Source organism: Roseomonas sp. CAU 1739, assembly GCF_039839775.1.
In the GTDB taxonomy this organism is placed as follows: Bacteria; Pseudomonadota; Alphaproteobacteria; order Acetobacterales; family Acetobacteraceae; genus Neoroseomonas.
This window is the reverse complement of the sequence record NZ_JBDOQQ010000009.1, coordinates 151513-175316: the sequence shown is the minus strand read 5'-3', so window position 1 is coordinate 175316 and position 23804 is coordinate 151513. Positions and strand designations below refer to the sequence as shown.

27 protein-coding genes are annotated in these 23804 nt (G+C 68.7%); 4 read left to right on the top strand and 23 right to left on the bottom strand.

The window, feature by feature from the left end:
* Positions 1–23: 23 nt before the first annotated feature.
* The 4 genes from rpsP to AAFN86_RS16295 all read right to left on the bottom strand — a co-directional run bounded on the left by rpsP (position 24) and on the right by AAFN86_RS16295 (position 2670).
* On the bottom strand, positions 24–365 hold the full coding sequence (gene rpsP / locus AAFN86_RS16310) for a 30S ribosomal protein S16 (RefSeq protein ID WP_347544416.1): 342 nt from the start codon (positions 363–365) through the stop codon (positions 24–26).
* 22 nt (positions 366–387) lie between these two features.
* Positions 388–1773, bottom strand: coding sequence for a signal recognition particle protein (ffh, locus tag AAFN86_RS16305; RefSeq protein ID WP_347544415.1), 1386 nt, complete (start codon positions 1771–1773; stop codon positions 388–390).
* 274 nt (positions 1774–2047) lie between these two features.
* Positions 2048–2272: a DUF4287 domain-containing protein gene (locus tag AAFN86_RS16300; RefSeq protein WP_347544414.1), complete on the bottom strand. Its 225-nt coding sequence runs from the start codon at positions 2270–2272 to the stop codon at positions 2048–2050.
* A gap of 14 nt (positions 2273–2286) precedes the next feature.
* Complete coding sequence (locus tag AAFN86_RS16295) at positions 2287–2670, bottom strand: DoxX family protein (RefSeq protein WP_347544413.1); 384 nt, start codon at positions 2668–2670, stop codon at positions 2287–2289.
* Positions 2671–2752: 82 nt separating this feature from the next.
* Here AAFN86_RS16295 and AAFN86_RS16290 point away from each other — a divergent pair, with 82 nt between their 5' ends.
* A complete protein-coding gene (locus AAFN86_RS16290; RefSeq protein WP_347544412.1) occupies positions 2753–3301 on the top strand; it encodes a MarR family transcriptional regulator in 549 nt (182 codons plus the stop codon).
* A 606-nt stretch (positions 3302–3907) separates the two neighbouring features.
* On the opposite strand, the gene infC is transcribed toward AAFN86_RS16290, so the two are convergent.
* The 4 genes from infC to AAFN86_RS16270 form a co-directional block, all read right to left on the bottom strand.
* Positions 3908–4522, bottom strand: a complete 615-nt coding sequence (gene infC / locus AAFN86_RS16285; protein ID WP_347544411.1) for a translation initiation factor IF-3 — start codon at positions 4520–4522, stop codon at positions 3908–3910.
* A gap of 36 nt (positions 4523–4558) precedes the next feature.
* Positions 4559–6493 carry a threonine--tRNA ligase gene (gene thrS, locus AAFN86_RS16280; protein ID WP_347544410.1) on the bottom strand — a complete coding sequence of 645 codons (1935 nt, stop codon included), beginning with the start codon at positions 6491–6493 and terminating at the stop codon, positions 4559–4561.
* 61 nt (positions 6494–6554) lie between these two features.
* Positions 6555–7460: a glycosyltransferase family 9 protein gene (locus AAFN86_RS16275; protein ID WP_347544409.1), complete on the bottom strand. Its 906-nt coding sequence runs from the start codon at positions 7458–7460 to the stop codon at positions 6555–6557.
* Positions 7461–8594, bottom strand: a complete 1134-nt coding sequence (locus tag AAFN86_RS16270) for a glycosyltransferase family 4 protein (protein WP_347544408.1) — start codon at positions 8592–8594, stop codon at positions 7461–7463.
* A 95-nt stretch (positions 8595–8689) separates the two neighbouring features.
* On the opposite strand from AAFN86_RS16270, the gene AAFN86_RS16265 reads away from it, so the two are divergent.
* Positions 8690–9016, top strand: coding sequence for a multidrug DMT transporter permease (locus tag AAFN86_RS16265; RefSeq protein ID WP_347544407.1), 327 nt, complete (start codon positions 8690–8692; stop codon positions 9014–9016).
* A gap of 58 nt (positions 9017–9074) precedes the next feature.
* Here AAFN86_RS16265 and AAFN86_RS16260 read toward each other — a convergent pair whose 3' ends face one another.
* Genes AAFN86_RS16260 through AAFN86_RS16250 form a run of 3 tightly spaced genes read right to left on the bottom strand, consistent with a single transcriptional unit; the run spans position 9075 to position 11174 of the window.
* Complete coding sequence (locus AAFN86_RS16260) at positions 9075–9869, bottom strand: N-acyl homoserine lactonase family protein (protein ID WP_347544406.1); 795 nt, start codon at positions 9867–9869, stop codon at positions 9075–9077.
* On the bottom strand, positions 9866–10771 hold the full coding sequence (locus AAFN86_RS16255; protein WP_347544405.1) for an NAD(P)-dependent oxidoreductase: 906 nt from the start codon (positions 10769–10771) through the stop codon (positions 9866–9868). Before AAFN86_RS16255 ends, AAFN86_RS16260 begins: the two co-directional genes overlap by 4 nt.
* Before the next feature lie 4 nt (positions 10772–10775).
* Positions 10776–11174 carry a carboxymuconolactone decarboxylase family protein gene (locus tag AAFN86_RS16250; RefSeq protein ID WP_347544404.1) on the bottom strand — a complete coding sequence of 133 codons (399 nt, stop codon included), beginning with the start codon at positions 11172–11174 and terminating at the stop codon, positions 10776–10778.
* Between the two features lie 142 nt (positions 11175–11316).
* Here AAFN86_RS16250 and AAFN86_RS16245 point away from each other — a divergent pair, with 142 nt between their 5' ends.
* Positions 11317–11751 (top strand): cupin domain-containing protein, encoded by a 435-nt coding sequence (locus AAFN86_RS16245; RefSeq protein ID WP_347544403.1) that lies wholly within the window; start codon positions 11317–11319, stop codon positions 11749–11751.
* Positions 11752–11967: 216 nt separating this feature from the next.
* Positions 11968–12852, top strand: a complete 885-nt coding sequence (locus tag AAFN86_RS16240; RefSeq protein WP_347544402.1) for an alpha/beta hydrolase — start codon at positions 11968–11970, stop codon at positions 12850–12852.
* On the opposite strand, the gene AAFN86_RS16235 is transcribed toward AAFN86_RS16240, so the two are convergent.
* From AAFN86_RS16235 to AAFN86_RS16180, 12 genes are all read right to left on the bottom strand, one after another.
* The gene (locus tag AAFN86_RS16235; RefSeq protein WP_347544401.1) at positions 12842–13294 is read right to left on the bottom strand and encodes an ATP-binding protein; all 453 of its coding nucleotides are present in this window, start codon (positions 13292–13294) and stop codon (positions 12842–12844) included. The genes AAFN86_RS16240 and AAFN86_RS16235 overlap by 11 nt on opposite strands.
* Positions 13291–13632, bottom strand: coding sequence for an STAS domain-containing protein (locus AAFN86_RS16230; protein WP_347544400.1), 342 nt, complete (start codon positions 13630–13632; stop codon positions 13291–13293). Before AAFN86_RS16230 ends, AAFN86_RS16235 begins: the two co-directional genes overlap by 4 nt.
* A gap of 72 nt (positions 13633–13704) precedes the next feature.
* The gene (locus tag AAFN86_RS16225) at positions 13705–14844 is read right to left on the bottom strand and encodes a SpoIIE family protein phosphatase (protein ID WP_347544399.1); all 1140 of its coding nucleotides are present in this window, start codon (positions 14842–14844) and stop codon (positions 13705–13707) included.
* Entirely contained in the window at positions 14841–15365 is a 525-nt protein-coding gene (locus tag AAFN86_RS16220) for a DinB family protein (protein WP_347544398.1), read from the bottom strand. Before AAFN86_RS16220 ends, AAFN86_RS16225 begins: the two co-directional genes overlap by 4 nt.
* Positions 15366–15940: 575 nt before the next feature.
* The gene (locus tag AAFN86_RS16215) at positions 15941–16942 is read right to left on the bottom strand and encodes a GNAT family N-acetyltransferase (protein WP_347544397.1); all 1002 of its coding nucleotides are present in this window, start codon (positions 16940–16942) and stop codon (positions 15941–15943) included.
* Positions 16939–18141 carry a pyridoxal phosphate-dependent aminotransferase gene (locus AAFN86_RS16210; RefSeq protein ID WP_347544396.1) on the bottom strand — a complete coding sequence of 401 codons (1203 nt, stop codon included), beginning with the start codon at positions 18139–18141 and terminating at the stop codon, positions 16939–16941. The genes AAFN86_RS16215 and AAFN86_RS16210 overlap by 4 nt, the downstream gene beginning before the upstream one ends.
* Positions 18142–18180: 39 nt before the next feature.
* Positions 18181–18642, bottom strand: coding sequence for a GNAT family N-acetyltransferase (locus tag AAFN86_RS16205; protein WP_347544395.1), 462 nt, complete (start codon positions 18640–18642; stop codon positions 18181–18183).
* The gene (locus AAFN86_RS16200) at positions 18639–19841 is read right to left on the bottom strand and encodes a pyridoxal phosphate-dependent aminotransferase (RefSeq protein WP_347544394.1); all 1203 of its coding nucleotides are present in this window, start codon (positions 19839–19841) and stop codon (positions 18639–18641) included. The genes AAFN86_RS16205 and AAFN86_RS16200 overlap by 4 nt, the downstream gene beginning before the upstream one ends.
* A 224-nt stretch (positions 19842–20065) precedes the next feature.
* A complete protein-coding gene (locus AAFN86_RS16195; RefSeq protein WP_347544393.1) occupies positions 20066–21031 on the bottom strand; it encodes a tripartite tricarboxylate transporter substrate binding protein in 966 nt (321 codons plus the stop codon).
* A 54-nt stretch (positions 21032–21085) separates the two neighbouring features.
* Positions 21086–21886 carry an ABC transporter permease subunit gene (locus AAFN86_RS16190; RefSeq protein WP_347544392.1) on the bottom strand — a complete coding sequence of 267 codons (801 nt, stop codon included), beginning with the start codon at positions 21884–21886 and terminating at the stop codon, positions 21086–21088.
* Entirely contained in the window at positions 21883–22713 is an 831-nt protein-coding gene (locus AAFN86_RS16185) for an ABC transporter permease (RefSeq protein ID WP_347544391.1), read from the bottom strand. Before AAFN86_RS16185 ends, AAFN86_RS16190 begins: the two co-directional genes overlap by 4 nt.
* Positions 22710–23804 (bottom strand): ABC transporter ATP-binding protein, encoded by a 1095-nt coding sequence (locus AAFN86_RS16180; RefSeq protein ID WP_347544390.1) that lies wholly within the window; start codon positions 23802–23804, stop codon positions 22710–22712. The genes AAFN86_RS16185 and AAFN86_RS16180 overlap by 4 nt, the downstream gene beginning before the upstream one ends.

Below are 23804 nucleotides of genomic sequence, written 5' to 3'. Positions count from 1 at the left end.
CACGTCACCTCGCCTGGCGCGGCTCAGCCGGCCGCGGCGGCGGCGGCGGCAGCGCGTTCCTGCGCCTTCTTCTTCGGCGCGGACTGCTTCGGCTGCTCCGCGAACACGGGCATCGGCGCCAGGCCGGCCTTGCCGAGGAACTTCGCGACACGATCGGTCGCCACCGCACCCTGGCCGATCCAATGCGTGATGCGCTCATCCTTCAGGCGGATGCGGTCGGCATGCTCGGCCGGCAGCATCGGGTTGTAGGACCCCACCTGCTCGATGAAACGACCATCACGCGGGCTGCGGCTGTCGGCCACCACGATGTGGTAGTAGGGACGCTTCTTCGCACCGGCGCGGGCGAGGCGGATCTTGAGGCCCATGAGGCTTCCTTTCATCGTATCTCTAGAAGGGTCGTTTGTTGGCCATGCCGGGAAGAAGCGAGGCGAGACCGCCGCGCATCAGACCTTTCTGGCCCATCTTGTTCATCCGCTTCATCATCGCGGACATGTCGTCGAACTGCTTGAGCAGCTTGTTCACCTCCTGCACGGAGGTGCCGGACCCGGCGGCGATGCGCTTCTTGCGCGATGCCTTGATCAGGTCCGGGGTGCGCCGCTCCCGCGGCGTCATGCTGCTGATGATCGCCGCCTGACGCCCCAGTATCGACGTATCCAGGTTGGCGTCGTTCAGCTGCTGCTTGATCTTGCCGACACCCGGCAGCATCCCGAGGATGCCCTGCAGGCTGCCCATCTTGCCGATCTGCTTCAGCTGGGATGCGTAGTCCTCCAGCGAGAACTGGCCCTTCTGCATCCGGGCCGCGAGCTTCTCGGCCTCGGCCTGGTCGATCGTCGCCGCCGCCTTCTCGACGAGCGACACGATGTCGCCCATGCCGAGGATGCGCGACGCGATACGGTCCGGATGGAAGTCCTCGAGCGCGTCGAGCTTCTCGCCCGCGCCCAGCAGCTTGATCGGCGCGCCCGTGACCGCGCGCATGGACAGCGCCGCACCGCCACGCGCATCACCGTCGATGCGCGTCATCACGATGCCGGTGACACCCACCTTCTCCTGGAAGGCCTTCGCGGTGTTCACCGCGTCCTGGCCGGTCATGGCATCCACGACCAGCAGCGTCTCGTGCGGGTTGGTGGCAAGCTTGACCTGCGCCACCTCCTCCATCAGCGCCTCGTCGATCGCCAGCCGCCCCGCGGTGTCGAGGATGACGACGTCGTAGAGTTCGCGCCGGCCAAGGTCCATCGCGCGCATGGCGATCTGCATCGGCGTCTGGCCGGCGATGATCGGCAGGGAGGTGACCTCGGCCTGCTGCGCCAGCGTGGCCAACTGCAACTGCGCCGCCGGGCGGTGCACGTCGAGCGAGGCCAGCAGCACCTTCTTCTTGTCGCGCGAGCGCAGCCGCAGCGCGATCTTGCCCGAGGTGGTCGTCTTGCCCGAACCCTGCAGGCCGACCATCAGGATCGGCACCGGGGATGGCGCGTTCAGGTCGATGCCGCGCTTGCCGTCATCGCCCGCGCCGCCGCCGAGCGCTTCGACCAGCGCATCGTTGACGATCTTGATGACCTGCTGGGCGGGGGAGACGGAGCGGATGACCTCCTGCCCCACGGCGCCTTCGCGGACCTTGTTCACGAGGTCGCGGACCACCGGCAGGGCGACGTCGGCCTCCAGCAACGCCACGCGGACCTCGCGCAGCGCCTCCGTCACGTCGGCTTCCGACAGCGCGCCACGGCGGCGCAGCCGGTCGAAGACCCCGTTCAGCTTGCTGGACAATGCCTCGAACATCAGGCGGTCCGTTCAGTCCTTCAACGCGTTGCGGATGCCCCAAACGACTTTGCGCCGCTGCGCGAGTCTTCGCGGAGCGGCGGTGCCAACCCCATCAGGGGGCCGACATGACGGTTCAGGGCGAACCGGAGAATGGGGCGTTTACGGCGGGTGGTGCTTGCTGGTCAAGTCGGAACCGGAGGGGCGCCGCCCCTCTGGGCCACCCCGCCAGGGGCCAACGGGCCCCTGGACCGCGGTCACCTGGCGCCTCGAGGCTTGGGTTGCGCCATGGCTATCAGGTCGCGGTCTTCGAGCCTTTGAGCAGCGCCACGATGGCCATCGCGTGCCCGTGGCCGAGGTCGAAATCGGCCTTCAGCCAGGCAACGATCTGGCCTGCCTTGACGCCTGGCGCAAGGCCACCCGCCGTGGCAAAGCCCTTGGCCTCGGCGAGCGTTCGGAACTGGTCGGGCGTCATGCCCGTCTTTTTCTCGATGTTGTCGAGATAGGCCTGGAAGGACATGAGGCGTGCCCCGTTCAACCGGCACGGACCGGCAGCATCGCCCGCACGGCCGGATCGCGCAGCCACAACCCGGCCCACATGACCAGCCCGAGATACACCCCGAACAAGACATGGCTGAACAGCGGCTGGCCGGCCCGAAGCTGCGTCGCGATCGCTCCGCCGAGCAACGCGGTCATCAGCACCGCGCCGAGGATGCTCGTCCGCGGAAGGAGGTACAGCAGGAGCAACGCCAGTTCCATCATGCCGATGAACAGCACGAAGCGCGGATCCCAGCCAAGCACGACCATCGTTTCATCGGCCACCGCCATGCCCGCCAGCTTCGGCGCGATCGATGCGCCGAGCATGAACAGGGCGAACAGACCGGTCAGTCCCCAACCCACCTTTGCGCCGATCGTCATAGGTCGCCCTCCGGTGATGAAGCCTTGAGAGGCTGTCAGCGTGGATCTATCTTGATATCGAGATAACTCGCGAAATATCTTGATGTCAAGACAAACTGAATCGCCACCCCCGGACCATGTCGAACAGCGGCGCAGCCAGTGGCGCCGGGAACTGCCCGAGGTGGACACGATCGGCATGGCGGTTCTCGGCCGTGCGCGCCTCGCGACCATCCTCGCGCGCGGGCCGATCGAGCGCGTCTTCGCACGCCACGGCCTCGATACCGGCGAGTTCGATGTCGTCTCGACCCTGCTGCGATCGGGACCGCCCTACCGGCTGCGTCCGACCGAACTCTACAATGCCCTCATGATATCGTCCGGCGGCCTGACCGACCGGCTCAACCGGCTGCAGAAGGCCGGCTTGATCGCGCGCCGACGCAGCGAGGAGGATGCGCGAAGCCTCCTCGTCGAGCTGACCGCGAAGGGGCGCGCGGTGGCGGAGGCTGCCTTCCGCGAGGATATGGCACTGGAGGCGCAGCTCCTCGAAGGGCTGACGCAGGAGGAACGGTACCGTCTCGCCGCCTTGTTGGCCCGGTTGGTTGCGGTCGTCACCGAGCGCTCTGCAGGCCAGGACCGCGACCTCGACCGGCCATGACGAGGCTGGCGCAAAGGTCGGTTCGCCTTCGCTCACGCCTCCGGTGATCACGCTCTACGTTCCGAATCAATGCGCCGATCAGGCGCGTTGGTGTCCGCGTCGACCGGCCCATCGTCGACAAGACCGCGATCTCATCCCCATCCTCGGGCACCGAACGTCGATCCCGTGGCCTCGTGTCGATGCAGGGGCGCCATCGGCGAGGCGCCAGGCGATCTCGCGCAACCGCCCCAGGTCATCCGCAGGCGAGGCGTTCGCCGCCAAAGCCAGCGCGATGGCCTCATCGACCTGGATCTCCGCCAAACGGAAGACGTGGCGGCGGCAGCGATATCGCCCTCCGCTGCAGACGCCTCAGGGCGACCGAGAATGCTGCAAGACGCCGAAAGACGCCGCCAATGCGGCTCCGGCGCATGCCAGTCCGCCCAGGGGGAATGGCGACCAATATCGTGGCGGTATGCCCAGCCGGCACCATGGCGGTCCAGCACCCTCAAACCGGGTGCACCGCCTGCGTACGGGAATAAAATCAAAATGCTCGCAGCAGGTAGCGCCGCGGGGCACCCAATAAAGCGATGAGAACAACACGGGGAGGGTCGCCCCTCCCCCGCTTCGTCACTTCGGCGCCAGCACCATGATCATCTGCCGGTTCTCCATCCGCGGGAACTGCTCGACCTTGGTGGTCTCGGTCAGTTCGTTGCGAATTCGCTCCAGCACCTTGGCGCCAAGGTCCTGGTGCGCCATTTCGCGGCCACGGAACCGCAGCGTCACCTTCACCTTGTCGCCTTCCGAGATGAAGGACTTCATCTGGCGCATCTTCACATCGTAGTCGTGATCGTCGATGTTCGGACGGACCTTGATTTCCTTGATCTCGACGACCTTCTGCTTCTTCCGCGCCTCGTTGGCCTTCTTCTGCTGCTCGTACTTGTACTTGCCATAGTCGAGGATCTTGCAGACAGGCGGCACCGCGTTGGGCGAAATCTCAACCAGGTCGAGGCCGACATCATAGGCGCGGATCAGCGCATCACGCGCAGTCAGCACGCCCTGCATCTCGCCATGCTGGTCGATCAGGCGCACCTGGGGGACGCGAATCTCGTCATTGATGCGCGGGCCGTCGCGGGTCGGGGCCTGGGCGGCGGGCGAAGGGGGTCGGGCTATTGTCGTCTCCTGTGGCAGTTTCGGGCTCAGTAACGCGGATATATGGAACGGCGGGGGCGCCGCCGCAACCATGAAGGCGCGCCCTGCCCGCATGGCCGGGCACGGAATTCAGCCGATGAGGTCTGGCGGCGTCGCCTCGGCCTTCAGCCTCGCGACGGCTTCGGCGAGCGGCAGCGTCGCCTGCTCGCGCCCGGGCAGGCGGCGCAGCACGATGCTGCCTTCCTCGGCCTCGCGCCGCCCGACCACGGCGAGCACCGGTACCCGTTGCTCGATGTGGTCGACGATCTTGCGGTTGATCTTCTCGTTGCGCAGGTCGAGTGCCACAGAAACCCCGGCCTTCTCCAGCGCCGCGGCGGCCTGGCGCGCGAAGTCGTCGGCATCGGAGACGATGGTCGTCACCACCACCTGCACCGGCGCCATCCAGGCCGGGAAGCGGCCGGCATGCTGTTCGATCAGTATGCCGAGGAAGCGTTCAAAGGACCCCAGGATCGCCCGGTGCAGCATGACCGGGCGCTTGCGGGTGCCGTCCTCGGCCACGTATTCGGCGCCGAGGCGTTCGGGCAGCACGTAGTCCACCTGCAAGGTGCCGCATTGCCAGTCGCGGCCGATCGCGTCGCGGAGGACGAATTCCAGCTTGGGGCCGTAGAAGGCGCCCTCCCCGGGGTTCAGCTCATATGCCACGCCGGCCAGGCGGCAGGCCTCGCGCAGCCCTTCCTCGGCCTTGTCCCAGGATTCCTCTGTGCCGGCGCGCTTGTCCGGCCGGTCGGAGAACTTCACCCGGAAATCGGCGAAGCCGAGGTCGCGGTAGATGCCGGCGAGCAGCGCGACGAAGCGCGCCGTCTCCTCGGCGATCTGGTGCTCCTCGCAGAAGATGTGCGCATCGTCCTGGGTGAAGGCACGCACCCGCATGATGCCGTGCAGCGCGCCGGACGGCTCGAAGCGGTGGCAGGCGCCGAACTCCGCAAGGCGCATCGGCAATTCGCGATAGCTGCGCAGGCCATGGTTGAAGATCTGCACATGGCAGGGGCAGTTCATCGGCTTGACCGCCAGGATGCGCTCGCGCTCCGCCTCATCCTCGACGGTCGCGATGAACATGTGCGGGCGGTAGTTCTCCCAATGGCCGGAAGCCTCCCACAGCTTGCGGTCGACCAACTGCGGGGTCTTCACCTCAAGGTAGCCGGCCGCATCCAGCCGGCGGCGCATATAGGCCTCGACGTTGCGGTACAGCTTCCAGCCCTTGGGGTGCCAGAACACCGAGCCGACCGCTTCCTCCTGGAGATGGAACAGGTCCATCTCCTTGCCGATCTTGCGGTGGTCGCGGCGCTCCGCCTCCTCGATCTGATGGAGATGGGCGTCGAGTTCCTTCTGGTCGCGCCAGGCGGTGCCGTAGATGCGCGACAGCATCGCGTTGCGGTGGTCGCCGCGCCAATAGGCACCGGCCACCTTCATCAGCTTGAAGGCGGTGCCGACATCGCCGGTGCCGCGCATGTGCGGGCCGCGGCACAGGTCGATCCAGTCGCCCTGCTTGTACAGGGTGATGGTCTCACCCGAAGGCAGATCCTGGATCAGCTCGACCTTGTACTTCTCGCCCTTCTCGGCAAACAGCGCGATGGCGTCATGGCGGGTGGTGACGATGCGTTCGAAGGTCGCGTTACGGGCGACGATCTCGCGCATCTTCGCCTCGATCGCGCCGAAATCCTCCGGGGTGAAGGGCTCGTTGCGGGCGAAGTCGTAGTAGAAGCCATTCTCGATCGACGGGCCGATGGTCACCTGGGTGCCGGGGAACAGTTCCTGCACAGCTTCGGCCAGCACATGGGCGGCGTCGTGGCGGATCAGTTCCAGCGCCTCGGGGTCGCGGCGGGTGATGAAGCGGATGGCAGCGTCGGACTCGATGCTGCGCGCTAGGTCCTGGGTTTTCCCATCGACCTGCATGGCGAGCGCGGCCTTGGCCAGGCCCGGCCCGATCGCGGCCGCGACCTGCGTGCCCGTCACCGGTCCATCGAAGGACCGGACGGAACCATCAGGCAGGGTGATCGCGGGCATCGGGCGTCCATCTCATCGGGGGAAAAGCGGGCGCGGACCATGGGGATCGCGCCCCGCCGGGTCAAGTCAGCCCGGCCGCCGCGGCCGCCACATCGGCCGGATTGAGCCCCGAAAGCGGCACATGGCGCAGGAAGGTGGCCCGCGCGCCACGCGGCGCGCACAAAGCCGGGTCGCTGTCCTGCCCGAACAGGGCGAGGGTCGGGCATCCGCAGGCCGCCACCAGATGGGTCGGGCCGGTATCGTTGCCGATGCAGAAGATCGCGCGGCGGGCCAGGGCCGCGATGTCGGCGAAGCTGGTCTTGCCGGCCAGGTCCACCGTCCCCGGCGCAGCGGCTGCTATGGCGGCAGCGAGCGGTGCCTCGGCCGGACCGCCGATCACCACCGCCGGAATGTCCAGGGAAGCCGCCAGCACGCCGAAGCGATCCTCCGGCCAGCGCTTGGCCGGCCGGCTGGGCGACGCGCCCGGGACCAGTAGGTAGAAGCGCTGCGGCAAGCCGAAGCGTGCCACGTCGGCGTCCAGCCAGGTCAGTTCAGGGATGGGGAACGCAGTGACGCCGGCCAGCTCCAGCTGCTCGCGTTGGCGGTCGATGGTGTGCATCAGGTCGCGGCGCGGATTGGCGTGGCGGTGGGAGGAGCCGGGCGCGATCCCGGACCATGCGGCACGTCGTCCGACGAACCAGCGGTATCGGGACGAGCGCGAGGACGTCTGGAGATCATACACGCGGTCGAAGCGCGCCCCACGCAGCCGGCGCGCGAGGCGGAACACGGCGGGGATGTCGGTCCAGTCGGGCCGGCCATCCTCCCACACCTCGTCGAACCAGGGGGACATCCGTGCGAGCGGTGCGTAGGGCCTGGTCGTCAGCAGGGTGATCCGCGCATCCGGGTGATGCGCGCGGATCGCCGCGAAAGGCCCGAAGGCCTGGGCGAAGTCGCCCAGTGCGGCGAGCTTGATCACCAGCACCCGCATTCACAGCAATTCCCGATAAACGGCGAGTGTCGCCGCCTGCATCCGCGCCTTGGTGTAGCCCGCCAGCACGGCTGCCCGCGCCCGCGCGCCGGCCGTGGCGCGATCCTGCGGCTTCATCGCCAATACGCGGCCGATCGCCGCCGCCAGCGCCGCCGGATCACCTGGCGGCACGCGCCAGCCGGTGACGCCGTCCTCCACCGTCTCGGTCGGGCCGCCGAGGTCGCTGGCGACGACGCAGCGTTCCATCGCCTGGGCCTCGATCACTGTGCGGCCGAAGGCCTCGGCGTCGGTCGAGGCATGCACCACCACATCGGCCAGCAGCAGGGCGGCCGGCACATCGCTGGCGTGGCCGACCAGCCGCACGCGCCCATCCAGGCCGAGGGCGGCGATACGGTCGCGCAGTTCCTCCTGGAATGCAGGCTTGGCGCCGCCATCGCCAACGAGCAGCGCCTGCGCGTCATGCGGCAGGCGGGCCATGGCCTCGACCAGTACGGACTGGCCCTTCCAGCGCGTGACCCGCCCCGGCAGCATGACAACCGGACGCCCCGGCACGATCCCCCAGGCAGCGCGCAACCTGCCAACCCGATCGGGGGCAACCGCGGCAGGATCGAAATACCGCTCGTCCACGCCGCGGGGAATGATGCGCAGGCGGTCATCGGCAACGCCGTGCCGGTCACGGACCAGCGCCGCGATGAAGCGGCTGATGGCAATCACGCGGTCGCCGCGCGCCATCACGGAATTGTACAGCCGCTTGCCGGGCAGGCCCTCGTTGTAGGTACCGTGATAGGTGGTGACCAGGCGCGCGCCGGTCCGGCGCGCGGCCAGCAAAGCCGACCACGCCGGGGCGCGCGACCGCGCATGAAGGATGCGGATATCTTCCGCCCGCGCAATCGCTGCAAGGTGTTCGGCATTGCGCCAGATCCCCAGCGGCGACTTGGTGTCGAGCGGAAGGGTCACATGGCGCGCGCCGAGCGCTTCGAGCGAACCCACCAGTGGCCCGCCGGCCGAGGCCACGAAAGCGCGGAAACCTGCCGCGATCTGGGCTTCGGCGATCTCCAGCGTGCCGCGTTCGACACCGCCCGAGACCAGCGATGGCAACACCTGCAGGATGGCGGGCGGGGCGGACAACGTCACGGTATCCTGAATTGCTTCATAGCGCGCGGCGCGAACTATCGCAGCGCAACACGCGGGGTCTTGCGCGGAAGCGGCGCGGGACGCAAGTGAGGGGCATGTCGATGTATTTCCTCGCCATGGTGCTGCTTTCGGCTGGAAGCTTCATCCACGCCCGATCCGCCGCACCCGAGATGCGCCCCGCTTCGGCGGCGTCGGACCTGGTCTGGGGCCTGGTGGCGAAGGCGGCGTTCTGGATGTGGCTCGCGCTCATCGTCTGGGGCTTCCTGACGCTGCATTGGTCGCAGCCGGTGGCCGCCGTGATGGTGTCGCTGGCGGTGAATGCGTTGATCGCCACGCGCGGCCCATTGCGGACATGGCCGGGCATTTCCCTGATTTTTTGTGCTGCCGGGCTGATGTCCGGCACAGCCACCTTCCTACAATAGTCGATCGTCGACCGTCGCCCTTCGCCGGACGCCCGTTGCCAGGCGCGGGCGATGATGGTCAGGCCTTCGGGTCCAGGTGCAGGGCGACCACCTCGCCATTCTGTCCGGCAACGGGTGGGAACCGGTCGCGCACCGCGGGGTCATGGCCTGGGATGACGCGGCTGTCGTCGCCGCCGGCAAGCCTCTTCGCCGTCCGCCAACCCGCCGCCATAGCGCCCAGGTCGAAGATGATCGGAAAGGGATTGCCGCTCAACGCATTGGCATAGAAGTGCATCGCGTCTGAGGCGATGACCACGGGGCCGCGCGCCGTCTCGACACGCACCACCTGCAGCCCATCGGAATGGCCGCCGACGCGGTGGACCGTCACGCCGGGCGCCACCTCGGCATCGCCGTCGTGGAATTCCACCCGGTCGGCATAGAGGGCACGCACCATGGCGATGACATGTGCAGCCTCGAAGGGCATGCGGATGGCGTGGACGCACATGTGGCGGCCGACTGCGAAGTGCATCTCCCGTTCCTGCAGGTGGAAACGCGCGGCGGGGAAGATGTCGAGGCTGCCGGCGTGGTCATAGTGAAGGTGGGTGACGATGACGTCCTGCACCTTCGCCGGATCGGTGCCCATCGATGTCAGGCACTCGCCGACCGAACGCGACAGCTTGCGACCACGCTTGGCCGCGAGTTCGGCGTCGAAGCCGGTATCGACCACGATCTCCCGCCCATCCGGGCCGCGCAGCAGCCAGATGTAGTAGTCGAGCGGCATGGCTTCATGCGGGTCGGTCAGTGGCAGCAGGTGGTTGGATTGCGCGGTGCGCTCATGCCGCCCGTAGCGGATCGCGTAGGCTTCCCAGGTCATTTCTCTTGGTTCCCCCCCAGCACCGTGCCGGACATCTGTTCGGACAGCTTGGCAACCGCGGTGTGGTCGGCCCCCGGGCCAAGCAAGGCGGCGGCCGAGGCCCACATCTCCCGGCAAAGCGCCGCGAAGGGGGTGGGCGTCGTCGTCTCGCGACCGACCTCGAGTGCGATCGACAGGTCCTTGACCATCAGGTCGAGGCCGAAGCCGGCGTCGAAGCGGCGTGACAGCACGTATTCCTTGAACTTCTTCTGCGTCGAGTTGTTCATCCCGGTGCTGGCGTTCAGCACATCGACCATCTTCGCGGGGTCGAGGCCGAAGCGCTGGCCGATCAGCAGCGCCTCGATGCCGATCAGGTAGCCACCCGCACTCACCAGGTTGTTCAGCGCCTTCATCGCTTGCCCCGCACCGATCGGCCCGCAGCGGTGGATGGAGGTGCCCATCGCCTTCAGCACGGCATCGGCGCGGTCGAGATCGGCGTCCTCGCCGCCCGCCATGATGGCGAGCTGGCCGGTCTTGGCACGCGGCACGCCTCCGGAGACCGGGCAGTCGATCATGGCGACGCCCTTGGCCGCGAGGCTCGCCGCAATCTCCCGCGTGCGACCCGGCTGGCCGGAGGTCATGTCGATGACCAGCATGCCCTTGGTCAGCGACGGCAGCATCGCCTCCACCGCCTCGGCCACCTGCTTGCTGGTGGGGACGATGGTCACGACGGCATCTGCGCCGGCAGCGGCATCGGCGGGGCTCGCCGCCGCATTGCCGCCGGTCTCGGCCGCGAAGGCATCAGCGCGGCCCGGCACCACGTCGCAGACGGTGACGTCGAAGCCGGCCTTCACCAGGTTGGCCGCCATCGGCCAGCCCATGTTGCCGATGCCGACGAAGGCGACCTTCCCGATGGCGGCCATGGGCTTACTTCTTCCCCGGAATGGCGCCTTCGGCGATCAGCACCTCATGCGCCGCCTTGAAGGCGTCGAGGCCGGCCGGGATGCCGCAATAGGCAGTGGCGTGCAGCAGCGTCGCCTTGATCTCATCGACCGTGATGCCGTTGTTGAGCGCGCCCTTCACATGCAGCTTCACCTCCGGGATCTTGCCCAGCGCGGTCAGCATAGCGAGGTTCAGCAGCGAGCGCGTCTTGCGGTCCAGCGTCGGGTCGCCCCAGGCCCAGCCCCAGGCCCAGGCGGTCGTCGCACGCTGGAACGACATCATGAATTCGTCGGCCTTCGCCATCGACGAATCCACGTATTCGGCACCCAGCACGGCGCGGCGGATGGGCAGGCCTTTGTCGAACAGCGCGGCATCATCGGACATGGTGCGTCCCTCCCTCGGGCATTGAGGCGCGCACGCTGGCCCGTCGCGGCAGGCCGGTCAACGGGTGGCGGGCAGCATCCGATGGCGCGGAACGCGGCCTTGCGCCAGTATCCCGCACCGCCGCCGCAGGGAGGACCACCCCATGGACGCCGCCAGACCCTCGCGCATCGTGCGCATCGGCGCGCTGGAACTCCGCTTCCACGTCGATGAGACGGACGGCGCCGGCGATGTGGTGATGTTCGAATTCATCGTCCCGCCCAAGGCGCGCGTGCCGGTGCCGCATTTCCACGAAGCCTGCGACGAGATCGTTTATGGTCTGGAAGGCACGATGACGACGACGCTGGACGGACGGACGCATGAAGTCTGCAAGGGCGACGTGGTATTCGTGCCGCGCGGCAAGGTGCACCACCACGCCAACCTGCATGAGGACACTGCCAAGGCGATGATCGTCATCGCACCCGGCACCATCGGCCGCCGCTATTTCGAGGAGATGGCCGAGGTCGTGAGCCGACCTGGCCCGCCCGACATGGCCCGCATGCAGGAGATCATGCGCCGGCACGGTCTCGTGCCCGCCTGACACCAGCCAGCCTTTGGGCTCACCCGGTGTCGGGGGCCCTTGCTTCGCGCGCAGCCGCCACGCCAACCCTGCGCGCCCTCACTTCAGCGCGCAGCCGCCACGCCAACCCTGCGCGCCCTCACTTCAGCGCGCAGCCGCCACGCCAACCCTGCGCGCCATGCCGGCGGGACAGCACGCGCCGCCCATGCGAGACTGCCTATCGGAGGGACCGGCCCGATGTTCTTCGAAGGCTTCACGCTCGAATACCAGGAAGCGGCAGGCAAGCGCTTCCGCCTGCGCCGCGGCGGCGAAGGCCCGCCGCTGCTGCTGCTGCACGGCAATCCGCAGACCCATGCCATGTGGCACAGGGTGGCACCCGTGCTGGCCAGGCGCTTCACCGTCATCTGCCCGGACATCACCGGCTATGGCTTCTCGGCCAAGCCAGCGGTCAGCGACGACCACGCCTCCTATTCCAAGCGCGCCATGGCGGCGGACATGGTCGCGCTGATGCAGGCCTTCGGATACGGGCGCTTCCAGGTGGTGGCGCATGACCGCGGCGCACGCGTCGCGCACCGCATGGCGCTGGACCATGCCGATGCCGTGGAGCGGCTCTGCACCATGGACATCGTCCCGACGGTCGAGCATTTCGACCATGTCGATATGCGCTTCGCCATGGGCTACTGGCACTGGTTCTTCCTGGCCCAGCGGCATCCCGGACCGGAGCGGATGATCCGCGCCGACATCGTCCCCTGGTTTGACTTCCACACCTCGCGCGAGCCGAAGCCGGCGGATTTCTTTCATCCCGAGGCGCGGGCCGACTACCTCGCCGCGCTGCACGAACCTGGCACGATCGAAGCGATCTGCGAGGATTACCGCGCGGCGACGAGCATCGACCTCGATCACGACCGGGATTCGCGCGACAGCCGGCAGACCGTGCGCTGCCCCATGCTGGCGCTGTGGGGCGCGAAAGGCAGCATCCCGAAATGGTACGATGCGGCCGAGGTCTGGCGGCGCTACGCCTCCGGCCCGCTGATGACCGGGGACGTTCCTTCCGGCCACTACCTGGCGGAGGAAGCACCGGAGGCAGTGCTCGCCCATCTCGACGGCTTCCTCAGCCGATAGGCGCATCCTCGGCCGGCAGCACCAGGTGCAGCCGATTCAGCCCATCGGCGGTGCGCTCATAGGCCAGTTCGGCGGCGATGCGCTGGACCAGCGGCACGCCGAGGCCGCCGATCGGCGCCTCCTGCAGGCTGCCCGGCTTGCTGGGCTGGGCTGCCTTCGTCGGGTCGAAGGGCAGGCCGCGATCCTCGAGGTCGAGGCCGCAGCGCGCGCCATCATGCCAGGCTGTGACGACCAGTTCCGGCGTGCCGCCCGCCTTGAAGCCATGGCGCAAGGTGTTGAGCGCCAGTTCCTCGAGCAGCAATTCGGCCCGCGCCGCCGTACGGGGACCGGCTCCGCACCCGCGCAGGAAATCGGCAGCGGCAAGCTGGGCCTCTCGCAGCGCCGAGGTGCCGCCGCGCAGCACCAGCCGCAATGTGTCCCCCGCCACGTCCGGCAGTGTCACGCCGCGAGGTGCGCGAGCGCCGCCGCCTCATCCGGCACGACGGGGATCAGGTCGTCGAGGGCGATCGTGCGGAACACCTCGGCCACCGCCGGCTGCACGCCGAAGATCACGGCCTTGCAACCGCCGCGGTCAGCCAGACGGGCTCCGGAGATCAGCATGCGGATGCCGAGCGAACCGACGAAGGTGACACCGGTCATGTCCACCAGGGCGCTGTCCCGCGCGGCGCGCATCTGGGCGCTGAAGGCGACCTCCACCTTCTCGGTCCCGGCCGCATCCAGCCGCCCGGTGAGCACGAGGCGCTTCGGCGCCCCCGCAGCATCGACCACCACCATCTCCATCAGCGACTCTCCCTTTTTGCCCGGGCCTGACACCTGCCCTTCGCCGCAATGCCGTGTGACATCGCATGCGTCTCACACAAAATCGAGGCTCACCAGCGAGACATCGTCATCAAGCGGTCCGGCCCGCGAAGCGCCGCGCACTGCGCGCCAAAGGCGCTCCGGTTCCGGCAGGCCGGGGCGCGGGGGGGCCGCCAGCACCGGCAGGAAGTCGCCGATCGTCAGTTGCCGGTCATCAGGGGTGATGATCTCGAAGGCGCCATCGCTGAACAGGTGCAGCCTGCCACCCGGCGGCACGACCACCTCCGCTCGGCGATAGGGCCAGTCGGGCGCCAGGCCGATGCCGGGATTCTTCACCCACAGCGGATGCGGCGCCGAATCGCCCGGGACCAGCATGAATGCGGGATGCTGCCCCGCGCAGCCAAAGCCGAGGACGCGGCTGCGCGTGTCATAGACACCGTACCAGATGGTGAAATACAGCCCGCCCTGATGGTCCATCTGGAAGCGGTCGTTCAACGCGACCAGCACCGCGGCGGCATCGGTGAAATCCGTCCCCGGCAGGGAGTGGACGCGCAGCAGGTTCATCACCGAGGCGGCAAGCAAGGCCGACCCCACGCCATGGCCCGAGACATCGAGCAGCCAGATGGCGAAGCGGTGTTCGTCGAGCCAGCCATAGCCGAAGCCGTCGCCGCCGATATTGGTCGAAGGCACGAAGCGCCAGTCGGCGCGCACCGGCCCGTCCGGGATCGGCGGCGGCAGCAGGGCGGCGACGTAACGGCCGGCGCGGGCGAGGTCCTTCTCCACCTCCTCGGTGCGGGCGAAGTCCGAGGCGCGGCCACTCCGATAGACCAGGGTGAAGGGACCGAGCGCGAGGCGCGCACCCGGTGTCAGTCGCACCGGCCCCTCGGCACGCCGGCCATCGACGATGGTCCCGTTGGTCGAGCCGAGGTCGGTGACGATCGCCATCTCCCCTTCCAGGGCGATGACGCAATGGCTGCGCGAGACGTCGCCGGACGGCAGCACCAGCCCGGCCTGCGCGCCGCGCCCGATGGTCAGCGGCCCGGGACCGATGGCCATGCGCCGGGCGGGCTCGCCCTCGGCGGCCTCGATGTCGAGCAGGTGAACGATCGGCTCCGCCGCCGCGGAAGGCGCCGCGCGGCGAAGCATGGTGCGCTCCTCCTCCGGCGCGTGGCGCTCGGTGGCGTCGCCGGTCATGGCACGAGCCCGAGGCCGGCGAGGTCGACCACCCAGGGCATGTCGGTATCCCCGGTGGCGCCGCCGGCGGCGGTGATCAGCGCGTGCGCCTGGCCGCGATGATGGGTCTGGTGGTTGAAGACGTGGGTGGCGGCAATCCAAAGCGGCATCGTCACCTCGCGCCCCGATTGGCCGGAAAACCAGGTGAGCGGACCGGCGAGGCGCGCCTGCGTCAGGCCGGCGACCCAGGCGGCGATCCGGTCATCCGTCGCGATGCGCGCGGCTTTCAGCGCGGTCCAATCCTCGATCATGCCAGGGCTGTCCTTCTGTCCGACCGGAGGCTTCGCCCCACCATCGAAGCGCGACATCCATTGGGTGTCGCCCCACAGCAGGTGCGACAGAGTGCCGTGCAGAGATCCCCAGAATGCGCCACGGTCGGCACGCCGCGCTGCGTCGCCGAGGCCATCGGCGGCACCGTACAGGCGGCGGTTCATCTCCGCATTGTAGGCCGCCATCATGCGGCACCAGTCAGGCGAGATCATGGAAACTCCTCGGCCGGGGCCGCCGGGCGCACTCATGCGTCGGATGCGGCGAAGGTCAAGCCCGATCCGGGCGCGGAAGGGTGCGCGAGGTGGCGGGCCGTTCCCCTTGGGCAATACGTCCGTGCGCTGAGGCACCGACCGATCCATGTCCTGGCGCCGGCGTTGGGTGCCCTTGGCGGCGTGGCGGCCGGTGAGCGAGGTGAAGGCCTGACGCACCGGAGAGGGCTTTGCCCCCTCCGGACCTCCGCCACCAAAGGCTTAAGGCTTTTGGGAACCTCAATCTGGTACCGGGTGGATGGTGCAAGGGCGATCGCCGTCCCCGGCGCAGGAGCAACCTTGGGAATTGGCCCCGAACGCAGTGCCCGGTGCCAGGTGACGGTTTCCAAAGGCCCACTAGCCTTTGGCGGGGTGGTTTGGAGGAGCGGCGCCCCTCCAATCTACAGCTCCAGCGCGCCTAACCGTGTGATGACCGTAGGTGCGAATGCGCCGAAGGTCTGGATCACGCGAACAAACAATAGATGAGAGCGTGATAGGTGAACGAAGATGCACCAATCGCGCTCCAAGACCCCCTGGGATCAGACCCGCTTCCAGAAAAACACCGTATCGCAGGACTCACGCGCGGCGTTCAGTTCCAGGCCCGGAATGCGCCCAAGTTCCTGCCACGCTTCGCCCCGGTACAGCGATTCGGCGGCACTGCCGGCACGGGCGTCGAGCATGACCAGCCGCCGCCCATGCGCCCGCGCGGCCTGTTCGGCGCGGCGCATCAACGCGCGGCCGATGCCGCGCCGGCGTTCCACCGGGTCGACCATCAGCGTGCGCAGGGAGGCCGCGTGGGGCATGTTCTCCTCGGTGGCGAGGTCGAGGATGACGCAGCCGGCAAGCCTTCCATCGCACCAGGCGGCGAGCAGCACGCGGCTGCCGGCCGCCACCGCTGCCGAGGCGGTCTTCCAGAAGGCCACCGCGCGGTCGCGCGACAATGGCGGCATGAAGGTCAGGGATGCGCCATCCGCAACGCAGGCGATCAGCAGTTCCGCGAGGCGGCGTTCCGCGCTCGCCGCCGCGGCGGCGTCAAGGGCTTCGACCACCAGCCCCACCGCTGGCTTGGTGTAGCGGAATTCCAGCGAGTTCGAGATGTCGTCGAGGATCCGGATCGAGCCCTGCCGCACATAGCCCAGCTTTTCGTAGAAGCCGTGGGCCCGCGTGAAGCGCGTGTCGGTCCACAGGACCATGCGTTCTGCCCCGGACACCCGTGCATGGGATTCGGCGGTATCAAGCAGCCGCGTCGCGAGACCACTGCCGCGTGCCGCGCCGTCCACATACATTCGGCAGATCTCCCAGGCTGCATCCTCCTTGAGGGGGCGGGTGGCGATCATGCCGATGATGCGGCCACCCTGTTCCGCGACCCAGAGCCGGCCGCCCTGGTCGCGGAAGTAGGTGGCGAGGGCACGGAGTTCCGGCACCTCACCGTCCACATCCAGGATGCAACCGGGGTATTCGCCCCAGCAGGCGCCGATCAGGGCGATGAACCCGTCGGCGTCACTGTCCAGGCCGTCGCGCAGGGCCTGCGCCGCGGTCACACGAGTTCCTTGCAGAACTCCTGGATGCGCTCGCAGGCCTCACGCAGGCTGTCGGTATCCGTCGCGTAGGAGATGCGCAGATAGGGCGACATGCCGTAGGCCGAGCCCTGCACGGCGGCGACGTACTTCTCCTCGAGCAAAGCAAGGGCGAAGTCGGTGTCGGTGTCGATCTTCTTGCCCGCCTTGGTCGTCTTGCCGAGGCAGCCGGCGATGTTCGGGAAGACGTAGAAGGCGCCCTCGGGCTTGTGGCAGGCGATGCCGGGGGCGGCGTTCAGCATCTCCACCACCATGTCGCGGCGCTTGCGGTAATCCTCGGCGCGCTCGCGCACGATATCCTGCGGGCCGTCCAGCGCGGCGGCGGCGGCCGCCTGGCCGACCGAGGAGACACCGGAGGTGGCCTGGCCCTGCATGTTGACCATCGCCTTGATCAGCGCCTTCGGCCCGCCGCAGAAGCCAATGCGCCAGCCGGTCATGGCATAGGTCTTCGACGCGCCGTTGACCGTCAGCGTGCGGTCCTTCAGCGCGGGCTCGACCTCGGCGATGGTGCAGAATTCGAAGCCGTCATAGACGAGGTGCTCATACATGTCGTCGGTCATGACCCAGACATGCGGGTGCTTCTTCAGCACATCGGCGATCGCCTGCATCTCGGCGCGCGAGCACGCCGCACCAGTCGGGTTGTTGGGGAAGTTCAGCATCACCCACTTGGTCTTGGGGGTGATGGCGGCGTCGAGATCCTCGGCGCGTAGCTTGAAGCCGTTGTTCTGCGGGCAGGACACCAGCACCGGCTTGCCGCCGGCGATCTTCGCCATGTCGGCGTAGGAGATCCAGTAGGGGGCGGGGATCACCACCTCGTCGCCCGGATCGAGCGTCGCCATGAAGGCGTTGAAGATGCACTGCTTGCCGCCATTGGCGACCATGATCTCGTCGAGCGCGTAGTCGAGGTTGTTGTCGCGCTTGAACTTGCGCTGCACGGCCGCCTTCAGCGCCGGGCTGCCATCCTGCGGCGGATACTTGGTGTCGCCGGCGAGGGCGGCCTTGTGCGCGGCCTCGATCGCATGCAGCGGGGTGGGGAAATCGGGCTCGCCTGTGCCGAGGCTGATGACCTTGATGCCTTTGGCGGCCAGCTCCCGTGCCTTCATCGTCATGACGACGGAGGCGGAGATGGAAACTTCGCTCATTCGGGCGGCGAGGGCTGGCATTTTCTTTCGGTGTCCCTTCGGGAGAACAGTTTCGCGAAACTAGGCCGCGGGTGCGGAGTCGCCAAGGCTTGGCGGACGTTCATAGAGCCAGTCGAAATCCTGTTCGCCCGTCCGGACGAAGCCCTGCTTCTCCCAGAACCGGTGAACCTGGCTGCCTTTCAGCACCTCGATCCGCACGGGCAGGCCGGCATGGCGGGCGGTGACGGCGGCAAAGACGGCGGCACCCAGGCCGCGGCCCTGCGTGTCGGGCTCCAGGTAGAAGGAATGGACTTCGATATGGTCGGCCGCGGGTGTCGCCGCGATGCAGCCGACCAGACGCCCATCGCATTCGATGGCTGAAAGCGTCGCCGGGTCGAAGCCGGCCCGCATCCGGGCTCGGCGCCGATCCGGGTCGAACCGGCCGACGCGATCGAGATCCGCCCGCAGCACGCGGATGGATAGGTCGAGGAGCGGTTCGAAATCCGCTTCCCCGACCGGACGCAGGGTGAAGGCCGCGCTCACGCCATCCCGGCGCAGAACTTCTGGATGCGGCCGCAGGCTTCCTTCAGCGCGGCATCCGAGGTCGCGTAGGAAATGCGGAAATGCCCCGGGGAGAGGAAGGCCGCGCCATGCACCGTGGCGACGCCGGTTTCCTCCAGCAGGGCGATGGTGAAGTCCTCGCAGGTCTCGATCTTCTTGCCGCCGGCGGTGGTCTTGCCGATGCAGCCGCGCATGTCCGGGAACACGTAGAAGGCGCCTTCCGGCTTGTGGCAACGCAGGCCGGCGCAGGCATTCAGCATGTCCACCACCATGTCGCGGCGGCGCTCATAGACGACGCGCATCGCCTCGATGCTCTCTTGCGGGCCGGCGAGCGCCTCGACGGCGGCGGCCTGGGAGATCGAGGAAGTGCCGGAGGTGGACTGCCCCTGCAGCTTGTCCATCGCCTTGATCAGCGCGACCGGCGCGCCGGCGAAGCCGATGCGCCAGCCGGTCATGGCATAGGCCTTGGAGCAGCCATTCATGGTCACGGTGCGGTCGCGCAGGCGCGGCTCGACTTCCAGGATCGTCGCCACCTTGAAGCCGTCATAGACCAGCTTCTCGTAGATATCGTCGGTGAAGATCCAGACATTGGGGTGCTTCAGCAGCACATCCGTCAGCGCCTTGATCTCCGCCGCGCTATACGCCGCGCCGGTCGGGTTGCAGGGGTTGTTCAGGATCAGCCACTTGGTCTTGGGCGTGATCGCGGCTTCCAGCTGCTCGGCCGACATCTTGAAGCCGGCATTCTGGCCGCACTGCACGATCACCGGCTTGCCTTCGGCCAGTTCGACGATGTCCGGGTAGGACACCCAGCACGGGGCGGGGATGATCGCCTCATCGCCCGGATTGATGGTGGCGAGCAGCGCGTCGAAGATCACCTGCTTGCCGCCGGTGGAGACGATGATCTCCTCCGGCTTGTAGTCGAGGCCGCTGTCGCGCTTGAACTTCTCGCAGACCGCCTTGCGGAGTTCCGTGGTGCCGGCGACGTCGGTGTACTTGGTCTCGCCGCGCTGGATGGCGGCGATCGCCGCGTCCTTGACGTTCTGGGGCGTGTCGAAGTCGGGCTCGCCCGAGGACAGGCCGATGATGTCCTTGCCCGCCGCCTTCAACGCGCGCGCCTTGCCCGTCATGGCGATGGTGAGCGAGGGCGAGATACGGTTCAGGCGATCGGCGATCAGGGTCATGGCGGTCCCGGCTGGGTTCTGGGGAGGGGGCGGACCGTAATCCCGCCCTCCCCGGTCATCAACCCGACTTCGGCACAACCCGGACCCGCGTTCGGGATTGCGCCGTGCGGCGCATTCCCAGGCCCGCCATCGGCCCGCACCACCAACCCGGCCGCCCCACGCCAGCGCCCTGGAATGGGGGCCGGGTGCGGGTACTGGCCCCGGCCGCTTCGATCAGACGCCCCTCAATCGCGCCACGGCTTGCGGGCCCAGATGGCGCGCAGGCGCGCGTCCTCATCCAGGAACAGACGCTCCTGGTCCTCGGCCGACATCGGGCGCATCGGTAGGTTCAACCGCGTCGCCTCAGCGATCCAGGCGGGATCGGCATTCGCTGCGGTGACCGCGGCGCGCAGTTCATTGCGGATTTCCGCCGGCAGGTTGGGCGGTGCGACCAGGCCGCGGGTGGACCCGCCGATCACGGCAAAACCGATTTCGCGGAAGGTCGGCACCTGCGCCGTCCCGGTCCAGCGTTCCGGGCCACCCTGCGCCAGGGCCCGGATCAGCCCTTCGCGCATCAGGCCCAGCCCCTCGCTCATGTTGAAGGACCCGACATCGATGCTGCGGGACAGCAGCCCGGTGACGATGGGCGGGGTGCCGTTGAAGGGCACGTGGGAATACTCGGTCTGCGTCGCATCCTGCAGGGCGAGGATCAGCAGATGGTCATCGCTGCCGACCCCGGCGGTGCCGATCGTCACCTGCCCCGGCCGCGCCCGGGCGGCGGCTACCAATTCCGTCACGCTGGTGATCGGGCTGTCCGCCTTCACCCACAGCCCGCAGGGATCCTCAATGACGTTGCCGAGGAAGGTGAAGTCCTGCACCCGGTAGCGCACCTGGCGTTCGATCGGCAGGGTGATGGAATTGGGTGCCTGGGCGGCACCGATGGTGAAGCCGTCGGGGGCCGCCTGGGCAATGCCCTCGAAGGCCTGCTGGCCGCCGGCGGTGGGGCGGTTGACCACGACGAAATTCGCCCGCGACAGGCGCTGCTGGACGAAAGGCAGGATCGTGCGCGCCAGGATGTCCATGCCCCCGCCGGCCGGTCCCGGTACCAGCACCTGGATCGGCCGGTCGGCCGGCCAGGCGGCCTGCGCCAGTCGCGGGGCCACCAGGGCGCCGGCCGCCGCCAGGGCGCCGAGCATCTGTCTGCGGTGCATGCGTTTCTCTCCCACCGAGGTCGTTCTGCGCGGCAGGCTAGGCCGCTTTGCGCATCAGCGGGAGTCGCCGCGCCGGCGCAGCAGCAGCGCGGCGACCGCCAGCATGGCGCCGACGCCGATGACCACCACGGCGCCGAGTGCATTGACCTCCGGCGTCAGGCCCAGCCGCAGCATGGCGAACAGCGCCATGGGCAGCGTCGTCCCGGCCGGCCCGGAGACGAAGGAGGCGATCACCACGTCATCGAGCGAGAGTGTGAAGGCGAGCAGCCACCCTGCCCCCAACGCCGGGGCGATCAGCGGCAGGGTGATGGTGCGGAAGGCGGTGAATGGCGTGGCACCCAGATCCATCGCCGCCTCCTCCAGGCTGCGGTCCGTCTCGGCAAGGCGTGCCTGCACGACCACCGCCACGAAGGCCGCGCCGAGCGTCGCGTGCGCCAGCAGCACGGTCGCCGCGCCGCGGCCCTGCGGCCAGCCTGTGGTGATCTCCAGCGCCACGAACAGCAGCAGCAGGGATAGGCCGGTGACGACCTCCGGCAGCACCAGGGGCGCGCCGATCAATGCGCCGAACAATGCCCGGCCGCGGAACCGGCCATAGCGTGCCAAGGCCCAGCCCGCTGTGCCGCCGAGCAGCACGGCGAGGCTTGCCGACCCCGCCGCGACGCGCAGCGACAGCATGGCGGCGTCGACCACCCGATCATTCGCTGCCAGCGCCGCGAACCAGCGCAGCGAGAAGCCGCCCCACTGGAAGGGGATGCGGTCGGCGCTGAAGGCGTAACCGACCAGCAGCAGGATCGGCAGCCAGAGGAAGGCGAATCCCGCCCCCATCGCCACGGCGATGAACCGGCCGCGCCTCATGCGCGCGCTTCCAGCCGCTGGAACAGGCGAATGGGGATCAACAGCAGCGCCAGCAAGGCGACGGCGAGTGCCGCGGCCACGGGCCAGTCGCGGTTCTGGAAGAATTCCTGCCACAGCACGCGGCCGACGAGTTGCGCTTCCGGCGGGCCCATCAGTTCGGGGATCACGAACTCGCCTGCCGCCGGGATGAACACCAGCAGGAACCCCGCCGCGGCCGCGGGCGCGGTGACTGGCAGCGTCACGGTGAAGAACGCTGTAGCCGGCCGCGCGCCGAGATCGGCCGCCGCCTCGCCCAGCGTGGGATCGAGCCGAAGCAGGGCTGCGAACAGCGGCAGCACCGCGAAGGGCAGATAGGCATGCACCATGCCGATCAGCATCGCGCCCTCGGTGTAGAGCAGCGGCAGGGGCGCGTCGGTCAGGCCCGCCGCCATCAGCATACCATTGATCCAGCCCTCGTCGCGCAGCAGGCCGATCCAGGCGCCGACGCGCAGCAGGAAGCCGGTCCAAAAGGGCAGCATCAGCAGCGCCAGCAACAGCACCCGCCGGCCTGGCGCCGCTCGCGCGATACCGATCGCCATGGGGTAGGCAATGAGCAGGCAACCCGCCGCCGTCATCGCCGCGATGCGCAGCGCGGTCAGCAGGGCGTCGAGATAGTAGCTGTCCTCAACCAGCGTGGCGAAACCGGTCAGCGACCAGGCCAGGTGGAAGGGCGGCAGGCCGGGATCGGCCTCGGCCAGCGCGATGGCCACAAGGATCGCCGCCGGCGACGCGACGAAGACCAACAGCCAGGCCCAGACCGGTGCGAGGACCGCCAGCCGCCCCTTCACGAGGCGAGCGGCACGACGTCGGCGGCCTCCCAGGCGAGGGTGACCTCGGCGCCGCGGGCGGGCGGGGCGCCGTCCTCCTCGGCATGGGCGACGCGCAGCACGGCGCCGCCGGGCAGGCGCACCAGCAGCAGCGTGTCGTCACCACGGAAGGCGGCGTCCTCGACCACGCCACGCGCGGTGTTCGGCCCGGCCGCGCCGGGCGCGACGCGGATGCGCTCCGGGCGCAGCGCGACAGCCACCGTGCCGGGCGGGATGGCGCCGGCGAAGGTCACGCCGGCCTCGGCGCTGTCGAAGCCGCCTGCCGCCGCGCTGCCTTCCAGCACATTCGCCGCCCCCAGGAAGCGGGCGACGAAGCGCGAGGCCGGGCGTTCGTAGATGTCGCGCGGCGCGCCGAGCTGCGCGATGCGCCCGGCTTCCAGCACCGCGACGCGGTCCGCCAGCGCAAGCGCTTCCTCCTGGTCATGGGTGACCATGACGAAGGCCGCGCCGGTCTGCCGCTGCAGGGCGCGCAGTTCGAAGCCGGTGCGTTCACGCAGGCCGGCATCCAGCGCGCCGAGCGGTTCATCCAGCAGCAGCAGGCGCGGGCGCATCACCAGGCTGCGCGCCAGCGCCACGCGCTGCTTCTGCCCGCCGGAGAGCTGATGCGGCTTGCGACGGTCGAGACCGGTCAGCCCGACCATGGCGAGGGCGGCGGCGATCCGCGCTGCGGCCTCCGCCTTCGTCACGCCGGCGCGGCGCAGGCCATAGGCGACGTTGTCCGCGACCGTCAGGTGCGGGAACAGCGCGTAGGATTGGAACATCATATTTACCGGCCGCGCCCAGGGTGGCGTGGTGGCGATGTCGGCGCCATCCAGCAGCAGGCGGCCTGATTCGGGCGCCTCGAAGCCCGCGATGATCCGCAGCAACGTGGATTTTCCGGAGCCAGATCCGCCCAGCAGGGCGAAGAACTCGCCTTCCGCGATGTCGAGGTCGAGCGCGTCCAGCGCCAGTGTCGCACCGAAGGTCTTGGTAATCGCCTCGGCCCGGAGCAGCGGCGCCGGCCCGATGACTGCAGGGCCACCAGGGCCGGAGTTTACAATCGGCCCGGCCAA